The sequence below is a fragment of the Paenibacillus sp. NEAU-GSW1 genome, assembly GCF_009737085.1.
In the GTDB taxonomy this organism is placed as follows: Bacteria; Bacillota; Bacilli; order Paenibacillales; family Paenibacillaceae; genus Pristimantibacillus.
Genome location: NZ_WOVL01000009.1, coordinates 25,999 through 47,990, shown reverse-complemented (window position 1 = coordinate 47,990; position 21,992 = coordinate 25,999). Strand labels below are relative to the sequence as shown.

Below are 21,992 nucleotides of genomic sequence, written 5' to 3'. Positions count from 1 at the left end.
CGAACAATCGTGCGGACGCGGTTCGCCGCGCTGCGGTTATCGGTTCCGGCGTGATGGGGGCGGGAATTGCCGCGCATCTTGCGAATGCGGGCATGCGAGTGCTGCTGCTCGACATTATTCCGCCTTCATTAACCGCAGAGGAAGAGCGGATCGGGCTGACGCTCCACCATACGCAGGTGCGCAATCGGCTGGCGCAAACGGCGCTTCAGCGTTTGATCAAGGCGCAGCCCGCAGCGCTGTACGATCCGTCGTTTGCCGAACGGATTACGGTCGGCAATGTAGAGGATCAGCTGCAAGAACTGGCGGGCGTCGATTGGATTGTCGAGGTCGTCGTCGAGCGGCTCGACGTGAAGCGGGAGCTGCTGGAGCGGATCGAGTCGGTATGGTCGCCGGGGACGATCGTCACGACCAACACGTCGGGGCTGTCGGTGGCGGCGATGGCCGAGGGGAGGAGCGAGGCGTTCCGGCGGCATTTTGCGGCTACGCATTTCTTCAATCCTCCGCGCTATATGAAGCTGGTGGAGGTCGTTCCGACAGCGGATACCGATCCGGCGATTGTCGCGAAGCTGACGGAGCTGTGCGAGAAAAGGTTGGGCAAAGGCGTAGTGCTCGCCAAGGATACGCCGAATTTTATCGCCAACCGGATCGGGACGTACGGTATGGTCGTCACGCTGGAGGCAGTTCAACGCCATGGTCTGACGGTGGAGGAGGCGGACGCGCTGACCGGGCCTGCGATGGGCCGACCGAAAACGGCGACGTTCCGGATGCTTGATCTCGTCGGGCTCGATACGCTGCTGCATGTGCTGGACAATGTACGGGAGCGGAGCGATGATCCGGCGGAGAAGGCGGCTTTTGCGCGGCCGCTTATTCTGGAGCAGCTCGTTGCCTCGGGACGGCTTGGGGAAAAAAGCGGCAGCGGCTTTTTCCGCAAGGTGAAGCGCGAGGGCGGAGGGAGCGACATCGAGTCGCTCGACCTGGAGACGTTGTCTTATGCGCCAAGGAGGCAGATCAGTTCGACTGTGATCGATGCGGCGAAAGCGGCAAAAGGGGCTGCCGGCAAAGTGAAGGCGCTGCTTGCGGCCGAGCCGGGAAGCCGGTACTCGCTCTTTGCCTGGGAGACGATCAAGCGCACGCTGCTCTATTCCGCCAAGCTGAACGGAGAGATCGCCGATTCGTTAGTCGAAATCGACCGTGCGATGAAATGGGGCTTCAACTGGGAGCTTGGCCCGTTCGAGCTGTGGGATGCGATTGGGCTGCGTTCGTCCGTCGAGCGCATGCAAAGCGAGAGCGAGGAGGTGCCAGCGTGGGTGCTGCAGTGGCTTGAAGCCGGTAATGAGAGCTTTTACCGCGCGGCGGGCGCGGACGCTGGAGAGGAACCGATACGTTTCTACGCGTCGGTTGCGACGGGGCTATATGAGAAGGAACGCGTGTCGGCGGACGAGATTTCATTAGCGGCGTTAAAAAAAACCGGCAACCGCACGGTGCTGCGAACGTCCGGCGCTAGTCTGATCGACATTGGAGACGATGTCGTGTGCCTTGAATTTCATTCGCCGAACAATGCGATCGGCGGCGATATTTTGACGGCGATCAGGCAGAGCGCTGAGGAAGTGAGCCGCAATTGGCGAGGGCTGGTCATTGCGAACGAAGGACGCAACTTCTGTGTAGGGGCCAATCTGATGCTGCTGCTGATGGAGGCGCAAAGCGGCGAATGGGAAGAGGTGGAGGATATAATCCGCCTGTTCCAGTCCAGCATGCTCAGCTTGAAGCGGCTTGACCGGCCGATTGTCGCCGCGCCTCACCGGATGACGCTTGGCGGCGGCGTTGAAGCTTGCCTGCCGGCGGATCAGATTATTTATTCGCCGGAGACGTATTTTGGGCTGGTGGAGACGGGGGTTGGCCTCATTCCGGCGGGCGGGGGCTCCAAGGAAGCGGCGGTGCTGGCGGCCGAACGGGCGGCTGGCGGCGATATTCAGCCGCATTTAAATGCGCTATTCGAAACGGTAGCGCTTGCAAAAACATCCTCAAGCGGCTTCGATGTCGGCCGCATCGGGCTGAAACGCCCGCAGGACCGGGTTATTGCGCGGCAGGATGCGCGGATTGCCGAGGCGAAGCGGGCTGTGCTTGAGCTGGACCGGGCGGGCTACGCACCGCCGCAGGAGAAGCGCGTCCGCGTCGCCGGCCGCGAAGGCAGAGCGGTGCTGCAGCTTGGCGTGCAGAGCTTGCGGCTGAGCGGCCAAGTGAGCAAGCATGACGCGCTGATCGGCGCCAAGCTGGCGCATGTGATGGCGGGAGGCAACGCCGCGCCGGGAGCCGAGGTGAGCGAGCAATATTTGCTCGATCTGGAAGTTGAAGCGTTCCTGAGCCTGTGCGGAGAACGCAAAACGCAGGACCGGATGAGCCACATGCTCGCGACCGGAAAGCCGTTGCGGAATTAGCGGCGTGCTGGCGTGTTGGCGTGCTGGTGTGCTGGCTGGCGGGTTAGCAGACTGCAGTCAGCAGCTGTATACAGCAGATTCGATTATTAGGGAGGTGAGCCGATGGGGACGGCGGATAAACGATTTAGCGACGATGACCGCGACGCGGTCATCGTATCGGCGGTGCGGACGGCGGTCGGCAAAGCGAAAAAAGGCAGCCTTGCCGACACTCGCGCCGAGGACATGGGGAGAGCGGTGCTGATCGCCGCGCTGGAACGGGCGCCGGGACTGACAGCGGAGGAAGTCGAGGATGTCATTATCGGCTGCGCGATGCCCGAAGGCGAGCAGGGGCTTAATATGGCGCGTGTTATCGCGCTGTATTCCGGTTTCCCGGTGACGACTCCGGCCGTCACAGTCAACCGTTTTTGCGCCTCCGGCTTGCAGGCAATCGCGTACGCGGCCGAGCGCATCAAGCTCGGCGAAGCGGAAGCCATTGCCGCCGGCGGCGTAGAGAGCATGAGCCATGTGCCGATGTCCGGCTTCAAGCTCGCTCCGCATCCGGGCATCGCCGATACGATGCCGGAAGTGTACATGGGCATGGGCCACACCGCCGAGGAGGTGGCCCGCCGCTATAACGTGAGCCGCGCCGCCCAGGATGCATTTGCGGCTGCGAGCCATCGCAAGGCGGCGGACGCGATTCAGTCCGGCCGCTTCAAGGAAGAGATCGTGCCGATCGCGGCGCGGCGTTCCGGCGTTAACGAAGCCGGACGACCGTACGAGAGCACGATCGCTTTTGATACGGACGAGGGCGTCCGTCCGGAGACGTCGCCGGAGACGCTGGCGCCGCTCAAGCCGTCCTTCGCCCGCGAAGGTACGGTAACGGCGGGCAACGCGTCGCAAATGAGCGACGGGGCGGCGGCGGTCATCGTCATGAGCCGCGCCCGCGCCAAGCAGCTTGGGCTACAGCCGCTCGCTGCGTTTAGAGGTTTCAGCGTCGCAGGCGTCGCTCCCGAGGTCATGGGCATCGGCCCGATTGAAGCGGTGCCGAAGTTGCTTGCCAAAACGGGCGTCGAGCTGGGCGAGATCGATCTGTTCGAAATCAACGAGGCGTTCGCGGCTCAATGCGTGCCGATTATCGAACAGCTTGGCATTGACCCGGACAAAGTGAATGTGAACGGAGGCGCTATCGCGCTTGGGCATCCGCTCGGCTGTACCGGCGCGAAGCTGTCCGTATCGCTGATTCACGAGCTAAGGCGGCGCGGCGGCGGATTGGGCATCGTGACGATGTGCGTTGGCGGCGGGATGGGCGCGGCAGGTTTGTTCGAGGTCTATGGAAACGAGCCGTAAGCGTTAGTTGGCGTGGCAGTTCGGCAGATAGTTAGTTGATGATTGTTGAACAGAGTAGCAGTCTAGCAGCAGAACAGTCGATCGCGGCGGTAACGTGGCAGGTTGGCGGACTAACTAATTTGTTTGTGGAATTGGCAATTAGCGAAGCAGATTCGCAATATAACGAATCTAAATTCGCTAATTGAAGCCTCGGAATGCAGTGCTGCACTCATAGCGAAGGGAACTTCGCAATTAGAGAAACTGCGTTCCCGAACAGCGAAAATTAGTTCGCTATTGAACGCAGCGAGCTGCTGAATGGCGCGAATAGCGAAATTCAGTTCGCTAAATAGCGAGGCGGGTTCGCTAACCGTGCAGCGGCGGAGGGAGGGCGAAGGCAGCGTGGAGCCAGGAGAAAGGCTTTGTCGAGCCGTGCAGCAAGGCTAGTAGAGGTTAATTGCCAAGTTTGAGTTTAGCGGCAGTCTTGCGGATAGTTAGTCGATGATTGTTGAACAGAGTAGCAGTCTAGCAGCAAAGCAGTCGATCGCGGCGATAACGTGGCAGGTTGGCGAACTAACTAACTTGTTTGTGGATTTGGCAATTAGCGAAGCAGATTCGCAATATAACGAATCTAAATTCGCTAATTGAAGCCTCGGAATGCAGTGCTGCACTCATAGCGAAGGGAACTTCGCAATTAGAGAAACTGCGTTCCCGAACAGCGAAAATTAGTTCGCTATTGAACGCAGCGAGCTGCTGAATGGCGCGAATAGCGAAATTCAGTTCGCTAAATAGCGAGGCGGGTTCGCTAACCGTGCAGCGGCGGAGGGAGGGCGAAGGCAGCGTGGAGCCAAGAGAAAGGCTTTGTCGAGCCGTGCAGCAAGGCTAGTAGAGGTTAATTGCCAAGTTTGAGTTTAGCGGCAGTCTTGCGGATAGTTAGTCGAGGATTGTTGAACAGAGTAGCAGTCTAGCAGCAAAACAGTCGATCGCGGCGATAACGTGGCAGGTTGGCGGACTAACTAATTTGTTTGTGGAATTGGCAATTAGCGAAGCAGATTCGCAATATAACGAATCTAAAATCGCTAATTGAAGCTTCGGAATGCAGTGCTGCACTCATAGCGAAGGGAACTTCGCAATTAGAGAAACTGCGTTCCCGTACAGCGAAAATTAGTTCGCTATTGAACGCAGCGAGCTGCTAAATGGCGCGAATAGCGAAATTCAGTTCGCTAAATAGCGAGGCGGGTTCGCTAAGCTAACCGTACAGCGGCGAGGCGCGAAGGCAGCGTGGAGCCGGGAAGCAAGGTCAGTTCGCTAAGCGAACAACGGCGAGGCGAGTAGGAGCAGGTTGTCGGAAAGCAAGGTTAGTTCGCTCAGGCTGCAGCGGCGAGGCGCGAAGCAGCATGCGAGGAAATCGAGCCGCAGGTTCGCGCTTGGGTTACTAATTTCGCATATCAAGTAACGCTGACGGAGGAGCTGGGCTATGAGCTTTAGCGAGATGTTGGCGAACGGGAAGGGAGACAAGCGGCATGACGGATAAAATTCGATTTGGCGGCCGGTTTGTCGTGGAGGACGCACTGCCGTCGGCAACGGTGACTCCGGAGGATTTCACGGAGGAGCAACGAATGATGGCGCGCGTGGCGGAGGAGTTTGTCGAAGGAGAAATTGCTCCGAATGACGAGAAAATCGAAGGTCTGGACTATGACTTGACCGTCAAACTAATGCGTCAGGCGGGCGAGCTCGGCCTGCTCGGCGCCGATGTGCCGGAGGCCTACGGCGGCCTTGGCCTCGACAAGGTGAGCACGACGCTGCTCTCCGAAACGCTGGCGCGGGCATCCTCGTTCGCCCTGTCGGTCGGCGCGCATACCGGCATCGGTACGCTGCCGATCGTCTTTTTCGGCACGCCGGAGCAGAAGCGGCGCTACTTGCCGAAGCTGGCGACCGGCGAACTGATCGCCGCCTACTGCCTTACGGAACCGGCCTCCGGCTCCGATGCGCTAGGCGCCAAAACGACGGCAAAACTGTCTGAGGACGGCAAGCATTATGTGCTGAACGGTTCGAAGCTGTATATTACGAACGCCGGTTTTGCGGATGTTTTTATCGTGTATGCGAAGGTGGACGGGGAAGCTTTCTCCGCGTTTATCGTGGAACGCTCGATGCCTGGCTTCAGCATTGGTCCCGAGGAGCACAAAATGGGGATCAAAGGCTCGTCGACCTGCCCGCTTTATTTCGAGGACGTCGCCGTTCCGGTCGAGAATGTGCTTGGGCAAGTCGGCAAAGGCCATCAGATCGCCTTCAACATTCTCAACATCGGACGGTTCAAGCTCGGCGCAGGCTGCGTCGGCGGCGCCAAAGAGACGATCGGCCTTGCTGCTAAATATGCCAATACGCGCAAGCAGTTCGGCCGCGCCATTTCCTCATACCCGCTCATTGGAGCGAAGCTCGCCGATATGAACATCCGCACCTTCGTGCTGGAGAGCATGGTGTACCGGACAGCGGGCTGGATCGACGGCATGCTTCGTACGACCGATGCGGAAGCGGATGCCCCGGACGCTGGCGCGCTTGCCGCGAAGGCGATCAGCGAGTACGCGATCGAATGCTCGATGGTCAAGGTGTTCGCCTCGGAAACGCTCGATTACGTTGCGGATGAGGGGGTGCAAATTCACGGCGGCTACGGCTACATCCGTGAATACAAGGTAGAGCGGATATACCGCGATTCGCGGATTAACCGGATTTTTGAAGGGACGAATGAAATTAACCGGATGCTCATTCCAGGCACGCTGCTCAAAAAAGCTTTAAAAGGCGAGCTCCCGCTGCTCCAAAAAGCGCAGGCGCTCCAAGCCGAGCTCCTTCAGCCGATGCCGGTGCCGTCGTTCGACGAGCCGCTTGCGAAGGAAGCCTACCGCATCTCGCAAGCGAAAAAAGCGTTCCTCGCCGTTGGCGGACTGGCCGTGCAAAAGCTCGGAACGCGAATCGAGCAGGAGCAAGAGACGCTTTGCGCGCTTGCGGACATTATGATTCAAATTTTTGCCGCAGAGAGTGCGCTTCTGCGATCGCAAAAGCTTACGGCAATCGGCTCCGCCGACAACGCGATTGAAATGACGGAAGTGTTCGTGCAGGAAGCGCTAGATCGGATTGAGTCGATCGCCAAGGGCGCGCTCGCTGCGCTGGAGCGGGGCGACGGCCTGCAAATGCAGCTTTCTGTGCTGAAAAAACTGATGCGGGCGCCAATTGCCGATACGGTGGCGAAAAAGCGGAGCATCGCAGCGCGCGTCATTCGCGGGGAGCAATACATTGTGTAGGAGGGGGAACGCTTTATGGATCCGTTCAATAAGGAACGTCCGCTTGTACCCGAGGATCGGCAGGAGCCGACCGCATCCGCACCCGATGAACAGGCCATACCGCTACAACAGGAAAATACCGAGTCCGCGCAGCCATTAGAAGCAATCGATTCGTCTATATCGGAACCGCAGGAACCGCAGGAACCCGAACCCGAAGCGTCGGTGCCGCCGCCGAGGCCGCATATTTCCGACCGCGATTACGCCGTTCCAAGGCCGTGGCTCGGCAGCTACCCAGAACAGGTTCCGTCGTCGCTCGAATACCCGAGCCATAACATCGCTCATTTCCTAATTCGAGCCGCCGACAAATACCCGAACCATGAGGCGGTATATTTTCTCGGCAAATCGTTAAGCTACCGGGCGCTTTACCAAGAATCGTGCCGCATTGCGAACGGGCTCATATCCCTCGGCATCGCCAAGGGCGACAGGGTCGCGATCATGCTGCCGAACTGTCCGCAGGCGGTTGCTTCGTACTTCGCCGTCCTGCTTATCGGAGCTGTCGTCGTCCAGACCAACCCGCTGTACGTGGAACGGGAGCTGAAGCATCAGCTGTCCGACAGCGGCGCCGTCGCGATCATTACGGTCGACTTGCTCTACAACAGGCTGGCTCGCGTTCGCGGCGAGCATCCGGAGACGGGGCCGCTGCCGGATTTGCGCCACGTCATTGTCACCTCTATTAAAGACGGCCTGCCGTTTCCGAAAAACTTGCTTTACCCGATCAAACAACGCCGGGAAGGGTTCCGCGCGGACATTCCGTACGGCCGTCACGGCGTGATCGCTTACCGCCGCCTGCTGGCGGGAAGCTCCAGCCTGCCTGTCGTTTCAGCGACGGAAGCTGACGATCTTGCGCTGCTGCAATATACGGGCGGTACGACCGGAACGCCGAAAGGGGTGATGCTGACCCATCGCAATTTAGTCGCCAACTGCATGCAGACATCGGCATGGTGCTATAAAATCGAAGACGGCAAAGAACGGTTTCTGGCGGCTTTGCCTCTATTCCACGTGTTTGGATTAACGGTATTAATGAATATGTCCGTTCTAATAGCGGGTACGCTCATCCTGCTGCCAAGATTTGAGACAGCGACGGTGCTGGAGACGATCGCGAAGCTGAAGCCGACGATTTTTCCGGGAGCGCCTACGATGTACATCGCACTGATCAATCATAAAAATGCGAGCCAAAAGGATCTTTCCTCTATTGAAATGTGCATCAGCGGATCGGCGGCGCTGCCGCTCGAGGTACAGGATCAATTCGAGGCGTTGACCAGAGGCCGCTTGATCGAAGGCTTTGGGCTGACAGAGGCGTCGCCGGTCACGCATGCCAATCCGATCTGGGATAAGCGCAAAATCGGCACGATCGGCTTGCCGCTCCCGGATACGGAAGCAGCGATCGTCGACGCTGAGGGACATTTTCTGCCAGCGGGGGAGGTTGGAGAGCTTGTGCTGAGAGGACCGCAGGTGATGCCGGGCTATTGGAATCACCTTGAGGAATCGGCGCATACGCTCAGGAACGGCTGGCTGCATACGGGCGATCTCGCCTCGATGGATGAGGAGGGCTATTTTACAATCGTCGATCGGATGAAGGATGTCATCATTGCCGGCGGCTTCAACATTTACCCTCGCGAGGTGGAGGAGGCGCTGTTCGAGCATCCGGCTGTCATGGAGGCCGCCGCCGTTGGCGTCAAGGACCCTTACAGGGGCGAGACGGTGAAAGCTTTTATCGTGCGAAAAGAAGGCTTGGACGTTACCGAAGAAGAACTCGACGCCTGGTGCAGAGAACGGCTGGCCGCTTTTAAAGTGCCTCGCTTGTACGAATTCAGGGACAGCTTGCCGAAAACGATGATCGGAAAGGTGCTGCGCCGCAAGCTGCTGGAAGAGATCGCGGCAGAGGAAGCCGAGGATGGCAAGAACTGATTGAGTCCGGCTCGATAGGCAAGGAAAGGTTGTGATTGCGCGTGTCTTTTGAAGGCGATCGTCAATGGGATGATGCGTCCAGCTTTATAGCCGGTCTCGGGGAGCAGGCGCAGCAAACGTTCTGGGGCGATCTGGGCTGCGAAGTCGTTCGAGCGGATGGGCAAAAAGCGGTCATTAGCTTGAAAGCGGAACAGCGTCATTTGAACCTGCTCGGCATCGTTCATGGCGGCGTGCTGATGTCGTTAATCGACAATGCGATGGGGCTTGCCGTCATGCTGGCCTATCGCGATCAAAAAACGGTGACAGCTAACATGAATACGCACTTTTTGGAAAATACTAAGAAAGGGACGCTTTATTGCGAAGGCTCCATCATGCATCGGATCGGACGGACGATTACGCTGCAGGCCAGCGTGACGAACGAGGAAGGCCGGCTTATCGCCTGGGGGAGCGGAGCTTACCGGATTGTGACCCGGACGGGATAATATTTTGCCGGCGAGGCGGTCGCGGCGGCTTGCTGTCGACCATCCAATTCGATATAATTTGTCCTATATATGGAAATGTGACGTTTTAATAAATGTGTGAAAAAGCGATTTGAATTTGCCGATAAATATAGTGTGACTTTGACCTTGATATCTAGTGGAAAGGAGGCGGAAATATGGTTGACGGCTGGGTTACGATGCTGATGCTGGCATTTGGAATTATAGTCGCTGTTATTGGAGTCACTGCCTATTTGCGAATGTTTAATAAGGAGAAAAGCCTTTCTTCCTCCCATTCTTCAATCGATATTCCGCCTCCGTTGTCTAGACATACAGCGCCGGAGGAAGATCGGTCTTCCGACGAGCGGCAAGGAAGATAGGGACCATAGAACTAATATGGGCATGAATGTCAATTGAATACTTTTACAATCGTCCCGATAATGTTATAATAGTAAGAAAAATGCAAACATTGTGACTCATTCACCATGGAGTTGCCTGCACCGATCGGGGGTTTTGCGTTGTTAGCGCCGCATCCGTTCTCGGATTTTGTTGTTTAGGACGACCATCCAACGTATAGGGGAGGAGATTTCATGGCAAAGCATAGCCAGAATGAAGTCAAGGAAAGCCTGAAGGAACTCACGAGAATTTTTCAGCCTAAGGACCCGCGCAAATTTGTACGGGACTACATTCGGAAATACCGAATTACGGGCGGATATGAAGATGAGTTAACGATGTTGGTCGAGGACGAGATGGGGAAGCATAACTCATCGGTCGGATAATGTGCAGAAAATAATGGCTTTGTGTCTGTCGATGACAGATGCAAAGCCTTTTTGTTTTTTCAGGGCGATTCATTTCAACGCAATACGAGCTTTGACGCCAAGGGGGCGCCAGCCGTAAGCGATTGTAGCGGATGTTGTCGCATAATTTTCATAAATTGGACGCTGTAACACGTTATGTTCGGTCTGTTCTTCGAATAGGGTGTTCATAGGGGGGATGCCTGACATGGCGATGGAATTAAAGTCCAAGGACGAGATTCGGTCTATTCGAAAAGCAGGGCAAATTGTAGCTGCCTGCCACAAAGCGATTGCCAAGCGAATCGCTCCCGGAGTGACAACACTCGAGATTGACCGTTTTGCCGAACGTTTCATGCTGGAGCGGGGAGCGTACCCTGCCCAAAAGGGATACAAAGGGTATCCCTATTCGATATGCGCCTCGGTCAACGAGGTCGTGTGCCACGGCTTTCCGGACATGGTACCGCTTTCGCAGGGCGATATCGTCACTATCGATATGGTCGCGGATGTGGACGGCTGGAAGGCCGATTCGGCATGGACCTATGCAATCGGCACCCCTTCCAGGGAGACCGGCCGATTGTTGAAAATGACCAAGCTCGCATTAAACCGCGGCATAGCCGAAGCGAAGCCGGGCAACAGGCTGGGCGACATCGGCCATGCGATTCAGCAGTGCGCGGAGCAGGCCGGGTTGCGCGTTATTACGAGCTTTACCGGACATGGCATCGGAAGGCTGCTGCATGAGCCGCCGCAGGTCGATTCCAAGGGCCGCGCCGGTCACGGGGAGCGATTAAGAGAAGGCATGGTTATTACAATTGAACCGATCCTGACGATCGGCAACGCAAACGTATACATCGGCACGGACGGCTGGACGGCCAGAACGATCGACGGCACCATGTCGGCGCAATTTGAACATACAGTGGCTATTACGGAATTGGGGCCGGTTGTGCTGACCCGTTAAACGGCTGCCTGGAGAGAAGCATTCGATTCGAGAAGAGAACCTCGCCGGCGGCGGGGTTTTCGCCATATATGCAGGCACAATTTGGTATACTGATAATAGATGAATGACTTGGAAAGAAAAGAGGCGAGCGGCGAATGTCGGGATGGCTGGCAAGGCTGCGTAAAGGCTATGGCAAGAAGCTTATCACACTGCATGCGTGGAACGGCTGGATCGTCGTCATCCTTGCCGTCAGCGGCCTCGTGCTGCTGGGCGGTTTTTGGCGCGGGGTGCTTGGCGAAGGACGCGTATGGCTCAAAGGGCTGCATATCGTCGTTGGCATCGCTTCTATTGCGCCTGTGCTATATTACTTGCTGCTCGCAGGGAAGCACTGGAAGCAGCTGCGAGAGAAGCCGTGGCAGCGGTTTAACGTGCTTGTTGTGCTGGGGCTGCTGGTTGGCTGGTTTTTGTCCGGCATGCTGCTATGGCAGCATCGAGCCGTCGGTCCGGCATGGTCGAACACGGCGCTTGTTGCGCATGATTTGCTCACATGGATTGGACTGCCTTACATCATCTATCACTCCATCACTCGGGCGAAGTGGCTGAAAGAGCCTGCGAAGCGGACGATTCGCGGCGAGGATGGGCGACGGGCTGCGGGCGAGCGACAGGACTTTGGCGGTTTAGCTGGCGAGGGCGCTGTAGAGAATACAGGAATGCATCCTGCGGCTGGGCCGCAGGCGGTTTATGGGCGCAGAACCGTCATCAAGTGGTCGATCGGCGCGGGGCTGGCGGTCATTGTCGGGCCATCTTTTTTGCAGTGGATGGGCGGCGTTCTAGGCTCCAGCCTTGGGGGCGGCAAGAGTATCGACGAAATCGTCAGCAGAGACGGCAACCGGCTTCTGCCAGCGCCGGAGCCGCTGCCTGCGTCATTGCCGCCGACTGGCGGAGGGGCGAAAGGCAACTTCCGCATCTACACCGTCACGCCGATTCCGGCGTTTGACAACAGCAATTGGTCTTTCACGATTGACGGACTGGTCGACAAGCCGATGAAGTGGAATTGGGAGCAATTCGTGGCATTAAATCGGACCGTGCAGGTGAGCGATTTTCACTGCGTGACGGGGTGGTCCGTGTACAGCAATACGTGGGAAGGCATTCCGCTGAAGCAGCTGCTGAAGGAGGCTGGCGTACAGGCTGGTGCGCAGACGGTGAAGTTCTATTCGGGCGACCAAGTCTATACCGACACGCTGACACTGGAGCAAGCCGATATGGACGATGTCATAGTCGCGGTCCTGCATGACGGCAAACCGATCCCGAACGAGCTCGGCGGTCCGGTGCGCTTGATCGTGCCGAAGATGTATGCGTACAAATCCGTTAAATGGCTGAGCCGGATTGAATTGATCGAAGGCGAGCATGTCGGGTACTGGGAAGCGCGCGGTTATGCGAATGATGCTTGGGTGTAGAGCGGGTTGGGATGAAGGTGGAGATGAGAAGGTGAGGTTGAAATGGTGCGATTTTTGGCGGTGGAATTATTGGGGGAATGAACAGTGTGGTTGTTATGATTTGCCGGCTTCTATTAATCTTGCTGTTGGCAGAAATTATATAGAATAAACCTCGTAGCAAACAGGAGGGGATTAAATTGTAGAACGATATTGGAGTTTCATTGTGTAACTATTGCACTAGTAAAAAGAAATATATGATAACATAGTTATAATAACTTTTTGGAGGAACATATGGGACTAATAGATAATATTGGAGATTTTGGTGCGATTGATGCCGAGAATGATGATCGTTTATTTGAGTACTTCATTCAGTCAGATTCATTAAAGCGTATTACTAATGAAAAAAGAAGAATCATAATTGGTAGGAAAGGTTCAGGAAAAACAGCACTATACAAATTTTTATCAAAAGCAGATACTAATAAGCTGACTTCTGCATTATTATTCCGTGATTACCCATGGAAAGTCCATGATCAATTTGCAAATGATAATGTCTCAGAGAGAGAAAGTTATGTTAACTCATGGGAATTTCTGATATATGTCGAGTTGGCGAAGCTTATTGTTAAGGATATTGACCAATATAGTTTTTTTCAGAAATTTAAAGTAAAGAAAATTAGAAAATGGTTAAAGAAGAGTTGGGGATCAAGTAATTTTGAACATAAAGAAACAATGAGTCCTAAGAGTTGGGATTTTACGCTTTCTCCTCAAATAATGGGTAACGGCATTGGATCGATTTCTAGGAAAGACGCGCCTAAGAATTTAGGAGGTACTATAGGAGAGGTAAATAAAAAACTTTTAGCAGCACTACTTCCTTTTATGAAAAAAGAGAAGAAGTATTCTTTATTATTTGATGAGTTAGATTTAAGTTATGACCCTAAAGATAAAAAATACTTGACGAGAATCATTGGTCTATTAATAGCTGCATATAATATTAATTCCTATTTTCAAGATAAAGAGATAAATGCCGGGGTCTATGTTTTTTTACGTAGCGATATCTATGAGGTAGTGGATTTTCAAGATAAAAATAAAGTTACTGATAATCATGTGGAATATTTAAACTGGAATCATCAGAATGAAAATGCGAATTTAAGTTTGAAAAAGTTAGTAGCCAAAAGGATTAAAGAAAATATAGAAGAATCTAAGGATTCATTTCAAGAAAATTGGTATAAAATATTTGATAATCCTAATATCGGAAGTAATCAATTGAAATGGAACTTTATTTTTGAGAGGACATTTTTACGGCCTAGAGATGTCATAAAGTTTCTAAATTTATCCTTATCTGAGGCTAAAAAAAGAATAGGCTTAGATCCATCAAAAGAAGAAGATTTAATTATTAATAAAGATATACATAATAGCCGTAAAGATTATTCAGATTATCTATACTCCGAATTGAAAGACGAAGTTAATGCAAAATACAATGATTTTGATAACTATATGGAAGTTCTACGAGACATGCACAAAACAGTGTTCTCGTTAGACAACTATGAAAAAAGCTTTGAAGCTTGTGCAGCTCGATTAAATATTACGGATAATGGAAGCACTGTATTAGAACGTCTATATGAATTTAGTGTTGTTGGTTTTTATAAGCCAGGTGGCGGTGGATATGGGGGGTCCACATACTGTTTCCGCTATACAGACCCTAAAATTAAGTTTAATCCGAAGGCCGCCAATTATAAAGTTCACCCTGGATTTAAAGAGTATCTAGAATTAATTGATGGTTAGGTTTACTTAGGACGCGAACTATGTACGATATTTTAATTGAATAATAGGGTGTGATATTTAACCAAAAACAGAGCGCAATGAAAGTTATCGTGCTCTGTTTTTTTGTGTTTAGTATTGATACATAGATGCATACTATAAATTTCACTGATGAACCTTCTGTTCAAGAAGATGAGAAAATATCCATACAGTATAATACTTTCTTAATGGAGTCGGTTTGACGAAGAAACTTAAGGAAATTACGGAAATCGCAAACGAGCTAAGTTTACTTGGCATATTATTAAAAAGTCTTATCCTTGCAAAGGTATAAGTGCATTTTAAAATCAATGTTATGAAACGAAAATTATAAAACTTTCGTATTTACATAAAAATACACAAAGGGGAAATAAAAATGATTATAACAGCCATCTGTGTTATTAGCATTTTGGTTATTGGGATTGTACTACTGGAATCGAGAAAATTTATCTGGATTCATAAAAACTTAAATAAACACATCAAAGATTATAAAAAAGATTTTTCGATAACTCCACAAAAGGGCCTTTTTTATCAACTTCCTGCTAGTGATGAAGTGTATAGAAGTTTCTTTCAGCGTGTAGATACAAAAAGTTTGGAAAATCTTAAATTTAGAATTACTATCATGCAAAGTACTAATGATTCCATTCATACAGTAGCTTCCTTTATCTCTAATAACATATTGCCTTTGATTGCTGTAATGCTTGCAGGACAAGCATTGTATATCAATTATATGAATTCAATTGATTTATTCCATACTATTAAATACTTAGTTTTGTTTACAATAACTTTTATTGTTATTTTCACAATACGATTCACATCACAAATAATAATCGAAAATCCTCTTGCTACATATTTAGGAATGATAAATCAATCACTGGCTGAAAGAGATGAATAAAAATTAAAAACAACATAATTTCATAATCAGTCATACACGAATTCATGTTCAGAGGTTATTTTAATTACGTTATTCATACAGGAACTACCGCAGTTCAAGATTATAAATAATTGGAGAATGACAAGCCGGGAGCCTCCTTAGTGGAGAGTTTCCCGGCTTTTGTTTTATAATGGACTAAAGAACTGCTAAGAAGAAAGACATTCATACATAAATGAACGAGAGAGGCGAGTCGTAATGAATAACATTGTGTCGTTGGAATGGTTGAGGGAGAAAATGGGGGAGCCGAATCTCGTCATTGCGGATTGCCGCTTTCGATTGGACGATACTGAGGCAGGACGCAGAGCCTATGAAGAGTCGCATATTCCTGGGGCTGTCTATTTAGATTTAGAGAAAGATCTGTCCGGCGAGGTCGAGGAGCATGGCGGACGTCATCCGCTGCCGGATATTTTTGCGGCGACGGTGACGTTCGGTCAGGCAGGTATAAGCAATAACTCCATTGTGGTTGCCTATGACGATCAAGGCGGAGCGATGGCTTCGCGGTTGTGGTGGCTGCTGAAATATTTGGGGCATGAGCAAGTGTATGTATTGGACAAGGGCTTCACAGCTTGGGCGAAGCAGGGGCTGCCGGTAACGGCTGAGCAGGCGGAACCACTGACTGCTGCTTTTATCGCAACGGTACAGCACAATATGCTTGTTGAAATGGACGAAGTGAGGGAGCTGCTGGGCAGCGAGGGGACGACGCTCATCGATTCGCGCGAAGCGCCGCGCTACCGCGGCGAGGTCGAACCGATCGACCGCGTTGCAGGCCACATTCCGGGCGCGATCAACCGTTTCTGGAGAGACGGTCTGATGGAATCCGGCGCATGGAAAGACGTTGACGCTCAAGCTGAGCGGTTCAACGATCTGGACAAGAACGGCGATCTGATCGTGTACTGCGGCTCCGGCGTTACGGCTACGCCGAATGTTATTGCTCTGGAAGAAGCGGGATTCACGAGAGTAAGGCTGTATGCGGGGAGTTGGAGTGATTGGATTAGTTATGAGGGAAATCCGATTGCACAGGAGAGAAGTAAGAACTGAGAGGCGTACAGCAGTTTTAAGATTTGAATACATTCCCTGAGGTGTGATACGCCTCAAGGGATGTATTTTTTTATGTTCCGAGTCTATAGCAAGGTTGAAAGCACGTAACAGAGTAATAAAGGAGTTAGGCGTATTTTTAATGAAGTCTATTCGAGACAATGAATATGTTTGTTTTGTCCGCTGAAGTAAGCAAATTTTAAGTTTTGCTAGTTGAATCAACATAGAATCAACAAGTTGTGAATCGAATAAATTAGTGTTTAAGATTAATCTAAGCGAACCCTATGGGGTCTTTTCCTGTTTAGGAGCCATTTCATAATCCAGTTGACCAGGAACATTCGGTGACGCATTTTCACCATATATCTCATTTAAATGCTCAATATGGGCCATGCCCCAGTTGTTCATTGCTTCCAGGAGCGGGGTCATTCGCTGCCCATAATCCGTAATGGAATACTCGACTTTGGGAGGGATTTGATGAAAGATTTTGCGGTTCACGATGTCATGGTATTCGAGTTCCCTCAGCTGCATAGTGAGCATCTTTTTGGTGATATCCGGCAACGCTTTTTGAAGTTCACTAAATCTCATCGTGCCGTTAGAAAATAGTTGATACAGGATAACGGGCTTCCATTTGCCAACCAGAATTTCTAAGGCAGTTTCAACTTTGCAATTAGATGTCATCTTGTTCACTCCTTATTTTTATCATATAAGGTCTAAGGTATCTTTTTTTATACTATGTTTATTTTAAGTGCCTACTTATGAATTAGTATTCTATGAACTATTATATACCTAGGTCGCAACATAATACAAACAGGAGTGAATAAAACATGAATATCGCTTTGTGGGTCGTACAAGGACTATTAGCATTAATGTTTATTTTTGCGGGGATGACGAAGGCTTTTCAATATGAGAAAGCCAAAGCCTCTATGCCGTGGGTTAAAGATGCCTCGAAAAGCCTAGTTACTTTCATCGGATTGGTTGAACTACTTGGAGGTATTGGTCTGATACTTCCTTGGTCCACGGATATCGCACCTAGTTTAACGCCAATTGCTGCAATTGGTCTTGCTTTGATTATGTTGTTCGCAGTTGTATTCCATGCAAAGCGAAAAGAGAATCAAGCGATCGGTATGAACATTATTCTGCTGGTATTGGCTATTTTCGTGGTTATTGGACGTCTATAAAAAAGAAATCAAGGAGGTAGCAACATTGAGTAGCACAGCAGTTCATGCATCAAAAAGATTAACATTGAAAGCATACGCAGTAAGGGCATTTGTAGCAGCGCTTATCGCTACTGTTCTCAACATTGTCGTTTATTACATTGGAGATGCAGCGGGAGCTTTCCCGAGTACGATCGAAGTAATGGCCGGTAAATCCTTGCAAATATCTAATGTAATCATGATGAGCGTATTGGGGACATTAATAGGAATGGTTATTTTTGCAGCGGTTGGCAGTTTAAAGATTTTCAGGATTATTGCAATTGTCGGATTTATCTTGCTGCTTTTCACTCCGGCATCCGTCAAAGATCCGACAACCGAGTTTGTTGTTTACCTAGAGATCATGCACGTCGTGGCTACTGTTGTCGTTCTTTGGGTTGCTTGTTGGAAGAAGCACGCTTAAGTAATCGTAAGGAGGTTCGTTATGATACCATCTTTATTTATTTGTCATGGTTCACCATTGTTGGCGTTAGAAAATTCGCCTTATACACATTTTCTAGCGGAAACGGGAAAAAGATTTCAACCGAAGGCGATTGTCATGTTTAGTGCCCATTGGGAGCAACAGGTTACAACGATTTCTTTTGTAGAAGGAACGTTACAGACGATTTACGATTTCGGTGGATTTCCCGATGAATTATATCAGTTGAATTATCCTGCTCAAGGATCGCCTGAATTAGCGGAAAGATTGGAAGAACGCTTTCGTCTTAATGGCATTGCAACCAGAAGAGATTATGAGCGAGGATTGGATCAATGGCTCGTGGGTCTTCTTAAGGCATATGTATCCGGAGGCAAATATTCCGATTGTAAGTATATCCGTCAATCCATTTCTAACTACGAGGGAACAGCTTGATATTGGTATAGCTTTAAAAGGGCTCGGAGAAGAAGGAATTCTTATCATTGGGAGCGGAACAACCGTTCACAATTTCAATGAGATCAAGTTTAATCAGACGTATCCCGAAGAATGGGCTGTAGAATTTGATAATTGGATTGAAGATAGAATCGTTAATCGCGACATTGAGGGTTTGCTCCAATTTGAGCAATCGGCACCTTATTCCAGACGTGCGGTTCCGAGGGCGGAGCATTTCGTGCCGCTGTTCCATGCCTACGGGAGTTCAAGTGGAACGGAAAAGCCGAAAGCGATCTTTAAGGGATATCAGTTCGGGACATTTAGCCATATTTGCTTCGAAATATAGAATGTGAAGTTGGGGAGGATACAAAATGAAAGTACTCGTAACGGGAGCGACCGGAAATCTTGGGGCATTGGTGGTAGAGGGTTTAATAAAGGTAATGCCGGTAGAACAGATCGCTGTTAGTGTCCGCGATCCCAAAAAGGCAGAGAAACTAAGCGGTGTTGGCATAGATGTGCGTTATGGCAATTTCAACGAACCGGAATCTCTGGTTAAAGCCTTTGAAGGAATCGACAGACTCCTGATTATCTCATCCGGAGATTTGCAAGGCCGGGATCAACAGCATATCAATGCGATTAAGGCAGCAAAAGAAGCTGGTGTACAGTTTATCGCTTATACGAGCGCGCCGAATGCCCAGGAGAGCAATCTGTTCGTAGCGCCGGACCACCGCGTAACGGAGAATGAGCTTCAGGCGTCGGGTATTCCGTTCACTATTTTGCGTAACAATTGGTATTTGGAGAACGAGATCGGAACTTTTCAAGCCGTGCTTAACGGTGCGCCCTGGGTTACATCTGCAGGCACCGGCAAAGTAGGATGGGTTGCCCGTCGCGACTTTGCAGAAGCGGCAGTAAAGGTTTTAACCAGTCAGGGACACGACAATAAGGTATATGAGTTATCGGGTAAACCTTTGACACAACAAGAGTTGGTTACAATTTTCAATCAAGCGGTGAACAAAGAGGTTCAAGTTCTTCAAGTCGACGATAATACCTACGGTAAAATGATGAGCGATGCGGGCGTTCCTGAAATGTTCATTCCCTTTTTGGTTTCTACTCAAAGCGGGATTCGCGACGGCGAGCTAGATATCGAGAGCGATGATTTAGTGGAAATATTAGGGCGTCCGGCTACGCCGTTGGACGAGGTAATTAAACAAATATTGAATTGATGCAAAAGGAGCACGGATGTTCGATATCTGTGCTCCTTGCATTTTCGCCGTTAGACACGTTAAGCTGAACCTTATCATAAGTAGGGCGAATAATATTGAGTGTAGAAATGGCGAGAGATGATGGTGGAGCTGTGGAAAAGAATGCTATCGAGATATGTCCATCCCTCTATTAACTGTGCAGAAGATTCATTACGAGCTCTCCTGGATAGATCAGAAATAAAGTGCAAAGAAATTTGGGAGTTTGTTTTTATCACTGACCAAAATGCAGTCAAACAACATTTCTTTGGTCAAGATATTACTTTTGAAATCGAAAAGCTTAAAGAACTCTTAGAGGATCACATTTTCGATATTGGCAATGAGATTGATTATGATGGAAACATTGAAAACTCAACAATGCAATTTGCAAAGAATCTATTAAATAGAATAAAAGGTGAATCACATTCCTCCACCTAATCACGTTGCGGCTGGTCATTTCGTGACCTTAGGTGAAGGGACGTCGTGCAAAAACGTTATGCGTAATTATTGCTGATAACGAGGCTTAAAAGATGAAAGAAGATGATCGTGGAATTACAATCTATCATGTAGTTAAAAGATAAGAAGGATTTGAGAAGTCGGCAGAAATTTTATTCACTTTAGTTAAGAATGCTCAAGAAAAATACCCAAACAAGAACAGAATGATTTACATGGATATTGAGGGTCATAAGAATAAAGACGGTGGTTTTGATCACGATATGTTTGAATTACAAAAAGACTTTATCTTAAGTTTCTTAATGCAGTTTATATCAGAAGTAAGTATGCCATTGGGAAGATATAAAAATGAAAATCAGAAAAATGACATCCCTATTGGAATAAATATAGTGCCTGCAAAGTTTCGAAGTGCATTCGAAGATGGTATTAACTCATAGTGAATTTATGAACCCATTTTTGCCTATATGAATGTAAGGTATGAAGATTCACCGTCTTTTGTCTCTTACCTAAATGTGATTGAAAGCCATGTTGATCATTGTGTGAGTTTAATGCTACCTGTAATTTCTTGAGCAATACTAAGACTCAAGGATCGCATAAATATGACTTCCGCAAAACGAATCGCTGAGGAACGTCATTGCTATATGGAACGATATATAGAGCTATTTTACCAAGAATGGGAGGTCCGAGCGTAGATAAAGAAAAGAGTGGTCCGACAACTGGAGCGATTGGAGCTGATTTCTAGTAACACGGTTGCTACGGGTGAGGAGTAAGAGCTGAGAGGCAGATAGCAGTATGTTAGATTTGAATACATCGCCCGGCAACCCCTCCTCTTTCGAGTGGTAATCTCATATTTAGATTTGGAAATTCATCTTCTATTAAACAGCAAATCAACATGCCATAGCTAGAAGTGTTGAATCAACATGAGATCAACAATGACATCACGATTGTGATTGTTGAGAGCATTCGGGGCTTCAAAGCTTCGATTCTCTTGGCGTGAAGTAACAGGACAAAGTAATAATCTAATTAATGGATGGTATAAGGTAACCGCAGCGGAAGTAATCGTTGGCGTGTTGATGTTGCCGTTGCATCTAAGCGGACAAGGTATGTCTTCTGTAAATCGCACATACTTTACAAAATGAACACAGTAGATCTATTTGTCATACAGGAGTATGTCATTTTATGTGGAACTATATATTTAGGTGTTAAATTACAGTTTGATAGGCTGCAAGGAGGATTTATTTATGACAAAATCACTTGAAAGTTGCGAAGTAATTGGAAGCTCAATATTGGGAGTCATTAATGGATTGGGGGCTTTTCGATCGCAAGCGGAAAGACTTTTGGAAGAGCATAGTTTGCCCACGGAACCTCAACCGGATCAATGGATTCCGATGCAGCCGTGGATCGATGTTTTAAATGCTCTTGGCAAAAAAGTTGGACCAACCACCCTCTATAATGTCGGGAAAAAAACAGTGGAAGTTTCAGTGTTTCCTCCCGATCTCGATACTGTGGAAAAAGTACTTAGCATCATGGACACTGGTTATCGAATGAATCACAGAGGACCCAAATCTGGAAGATGGACCTATTCAATGACGGGTGAAAAATCGGCTACTGCTGTTTTCGAAGGTTCCCACCCTTGCGATTTTGTTCGAGGCATTCTTGATGCCTTAGTAAACAAGGGTTCTGTCTCTAAAGTAACCGTAACCCATGCAGAAGGCTCTTGTGTCAAAACAGGCGGTATTAATTGTTCCTATAATATTAATTGGTAAGAAGCATGGCTGCATTTTTACATTCTTACTGCCAACTATCATTCAACAACCACGTCCACAACCCAACCCCTTCACCCTTCCGGGTGCTACAAACAAC

The 21,992-nt window shown here is 49.7% G+C and carries 19 protein-coding genes and 1 pseudogene; 19 read left to right on the top strand and 1 reads right to left on the bottom strand.

The features are described from left to right. The first annotated feature begins 53 nt into the window (after positions 1-53). From GOM71_RS08520 to GOM71_RS08465, 12 genes are all read left to right on the top strand, one after another. Positions 54-2,435 carry a 3-hydroxyacyl-CoA dehydrogenase/enoyl-CoA hydratase family protein gene (locus tag GOM71_RS08520; protein WP_483311033.1) on the top strand — a complete coding sequence of 794 codons (2,382 nt, stop codon included), beginning with the start codon at positions 54-56 and terminating at the stop codon, positions 2,433-2,435. Positions 2,436-2,537: 102 nt separating this feature from the next. Next, a complete protein-coding gene (locus GOM71_RS08515; protein ID WP_156279850.1) occupies positions 2,538-3,761 on the top strand; it encodes an acetyl-CoA C-acyltransferase in 1,224 nt (407 codons plus the stop codon). Between the two features lie 1,499 nt (positions 3,762-5,260). Next, positions 5,261-7,033, top strand: coding sequence for an acyl-CoA dehydrogenase family protein (locus GOM71_RS08510; protein WP_156279848.1), 1,773 nt, complete (start codon positions 5,261-5,263; stop codon positions 7,031-7,033). Between the two features lie 15 nt (positions 7,034-7,048). Continuing rightward, a complete protein-coding gene (locus GOM71_RS08505) occupies positions 7,049-8,980 on the top strand; it encodes a long-chain-fatty-acid--CoA ligase (RefSeq protein ID WP_156279846.1) in 1,932 nt (643 codons plus the stop codon). A 41-nt stretch (positions 8,981-9,021) separates the two neighbouring features. Continuing rightward, positions 9,022-9,462 (top strand): PaaI family thioesterase, encoded by a 441-nt coding sequence (locus tag GOM71_RS08500; protein ID WP_367649527.1) that lies wholly within the window; start codon positions 9,022-9,024, stop codon positions 9,460-9,462. 173 nt (positions 9,463-9,635) lie between these two features. Next, on the top strand, positions 9,636-9,836 hold the full coding sequence (locus tag GOM71_RS08495) for a hypothetical protein (RefSeq protein ID WP_156279842.1): 201 nt from the start codon (positions 9,636-9,638) through the stop codon (positions 9,834-9,836). A gap of 210 nt (positions 9,837-10,046) precedes the next feature. Next, the gene (locus GOM71_RS08490; protein WP_156279840.1) at positions 10,047-10,235 is read left to right on the top strand and encodes a hypothetical protein; all 189 of its coding nucleotides are present in this window, start codon (positions 10,047-10,049) and stop codon (positions 10,233-10,235) included. A 223-nt stretch (positions 10,236-10,458) separates the two neighbouring features. Beyond that, positions 10,459-11,205 (top strand): type I methionyl aminopeptidase, encoded by a 747-nt coding sequence (gene map, locus GOM71_RS08485; RefSeq protein WP_216651735.1) that lies wholly within the window; start codon positions 10,459-10,461, stop codon positions 11,203-11,205. A 134-nt stretch (positions 11,206-11,339) separates the two neighbouring features. Then, positions 11,340-12,641: a molybdopterin-dependent oxidoreductase gene (locus tag GOM71_RS08480; protein ID WP_156279838.1), complete on the top strand. Its 1,302-nt coding sequence runs from the start codon at positions 11,340-11,342 to the stop codon at positions 12,639-12,641. Positions 12,642-12,911: 270 nt separating this feature from the next. Further along, positions 12,912-14,399: a P-loop ATPase, Sll1717 family gene (locus tag GOM71_RS08475; protein WP_156279836.1), complete on the top strand. Its 1,488-nt coding sequence runs from the start codon at positions 12,912-12,914 to the stop codon at positions 14,397-14,399. A 388-nt stretch (positions 14,400-14,787) separates the two neighbouring features. Continuing rightward, on the top strand, positions 14,788-15,306 hold the full coding sequence (locus GOM71_RS08470) for a hypothetical protein (protein ID WP_156279834.1): 519 nt from the start codon (positions 14,788-14,790) through the stop codon (positions 15,304-15,306). A 234-nt stretch (positions 15,307-15,540) separates the two neighbouring features. Further along, complete coding sequence (locus GOM71_RS08465; protein WP_156279832.1) at positions 15,541-16,383, top strand: sulfurtransferase; 843 nt, start codon at positions 15,541-15,543, stop codon at positions 16,381-16,383. Between the two features lie 279 nt (positions 16,384-16,662). Here the strand turns inward: GOM71_RS08465 and GOM71_RS08460 are convergent, their stop codons facing one another. Next, the gene (locus tag GOM71_RS08460) at positions 16,663-17,058 is read right to left on the bottom strand and encodes a winged helix-turn-helix transcriptional regulator (RefSeq protein WP_156279830.1); all 396 of its coding nucleotides are present in this window, start codon (positions 17,056-17,058) and stop codon (positions 16,663-16,665) included. A 146-nt stretch (positions 17,059-17,204) separates the two neighbouring features. On the opposite strand from GOM71_RS08460, the gene GOM71_RS08455 reads away from it, so the two are divergent. The 7 genes and pseudogenes from GOM71_RS08455 to GOM71_RS08425 all read left to right on the top strand — a co-directional run bounded on the left by GOM71_RS08455 (position 17,205) and on the right by GOM71_RS08425 (position 21,895). After that, positions 17,205-17,558 carry a DoxX family protein gene (locus tag GOM71_RS08455; protein ID WP_156279828.1) on the top strand — a complete coding sequence of 118 codons (354 nt, stop codon included), beginning with the start codon at positions 17,205-17,207 and terminating at the stop codon, positions 17,556-17,558. A gap of 25 nt (positions 17,559-17,583) precedes the next feature. After that, entirely contained in the window at positions 17,584-17,994 is a 411-nt protein-coding gene (locus tag GOM71_RS08450; RefSeq protein ID WP_156279826.1) for a DUF6069 family protein, read from the top strand. Between the two features lie 21 nt (positions 17,995-18,015). Continuing rightward, a pseudogene (locus GOM71_RS08445) lies at positions 18,016-18,784 on the top strand (DODA-type extradiol aromatic ring-opening family dioxygenase). A gap of 25 nt (positions 18,785-18,809) precedes the next feature. Continuing rightward, on the top strand, positions 18,810-19,661 hold the full coding sequence (locus GOM71_RS08440) for an SDR family oxidoreductase (protein ID WP_156279824.1): 852 nt from the start codon (positions 18,810-18,812) through the stop codon (positions 19,659-19,661). Between the two features lie 117 nt (positions 19,662-19,778). Beyond that, positions 19,779-20,114 carry a hypothetical protein gene (locus GOM71_RS08435; protein ID WP_156279822.1) on the top strand — a complete coding sequence of 112 codons (336 nt, stop codon included), beginning with the start codon at positions 19,779-19,781 and terminating at the stop codon, positions 20,112-20,114. Positions 20,115-20,335: 221 nt separating this feature from the next. After that, a complete protein-coding gene (locus tag GOM71_RS08430) occupies positions 20,336-20,566 on the top strand; it encodes a hypothetical protein (RefSeq protein WP_216651734.1) in 231 nt (76 codons plus the stop codon). Positions 20,567-21,370: 804 nt separating this feature from the next. After that, on the top strand, positions 21,371-21,895 hold the full coding sequence (locus GOM71_RS08425) for a hypothetical protein (protein ID WP_156279818.1): 525 nt from the start codon (positions 21,371-21,373) through the stop codon (positions 21,893-21,895). Positions 21,896-21,992: the final 97 nt, after the last annotated feature.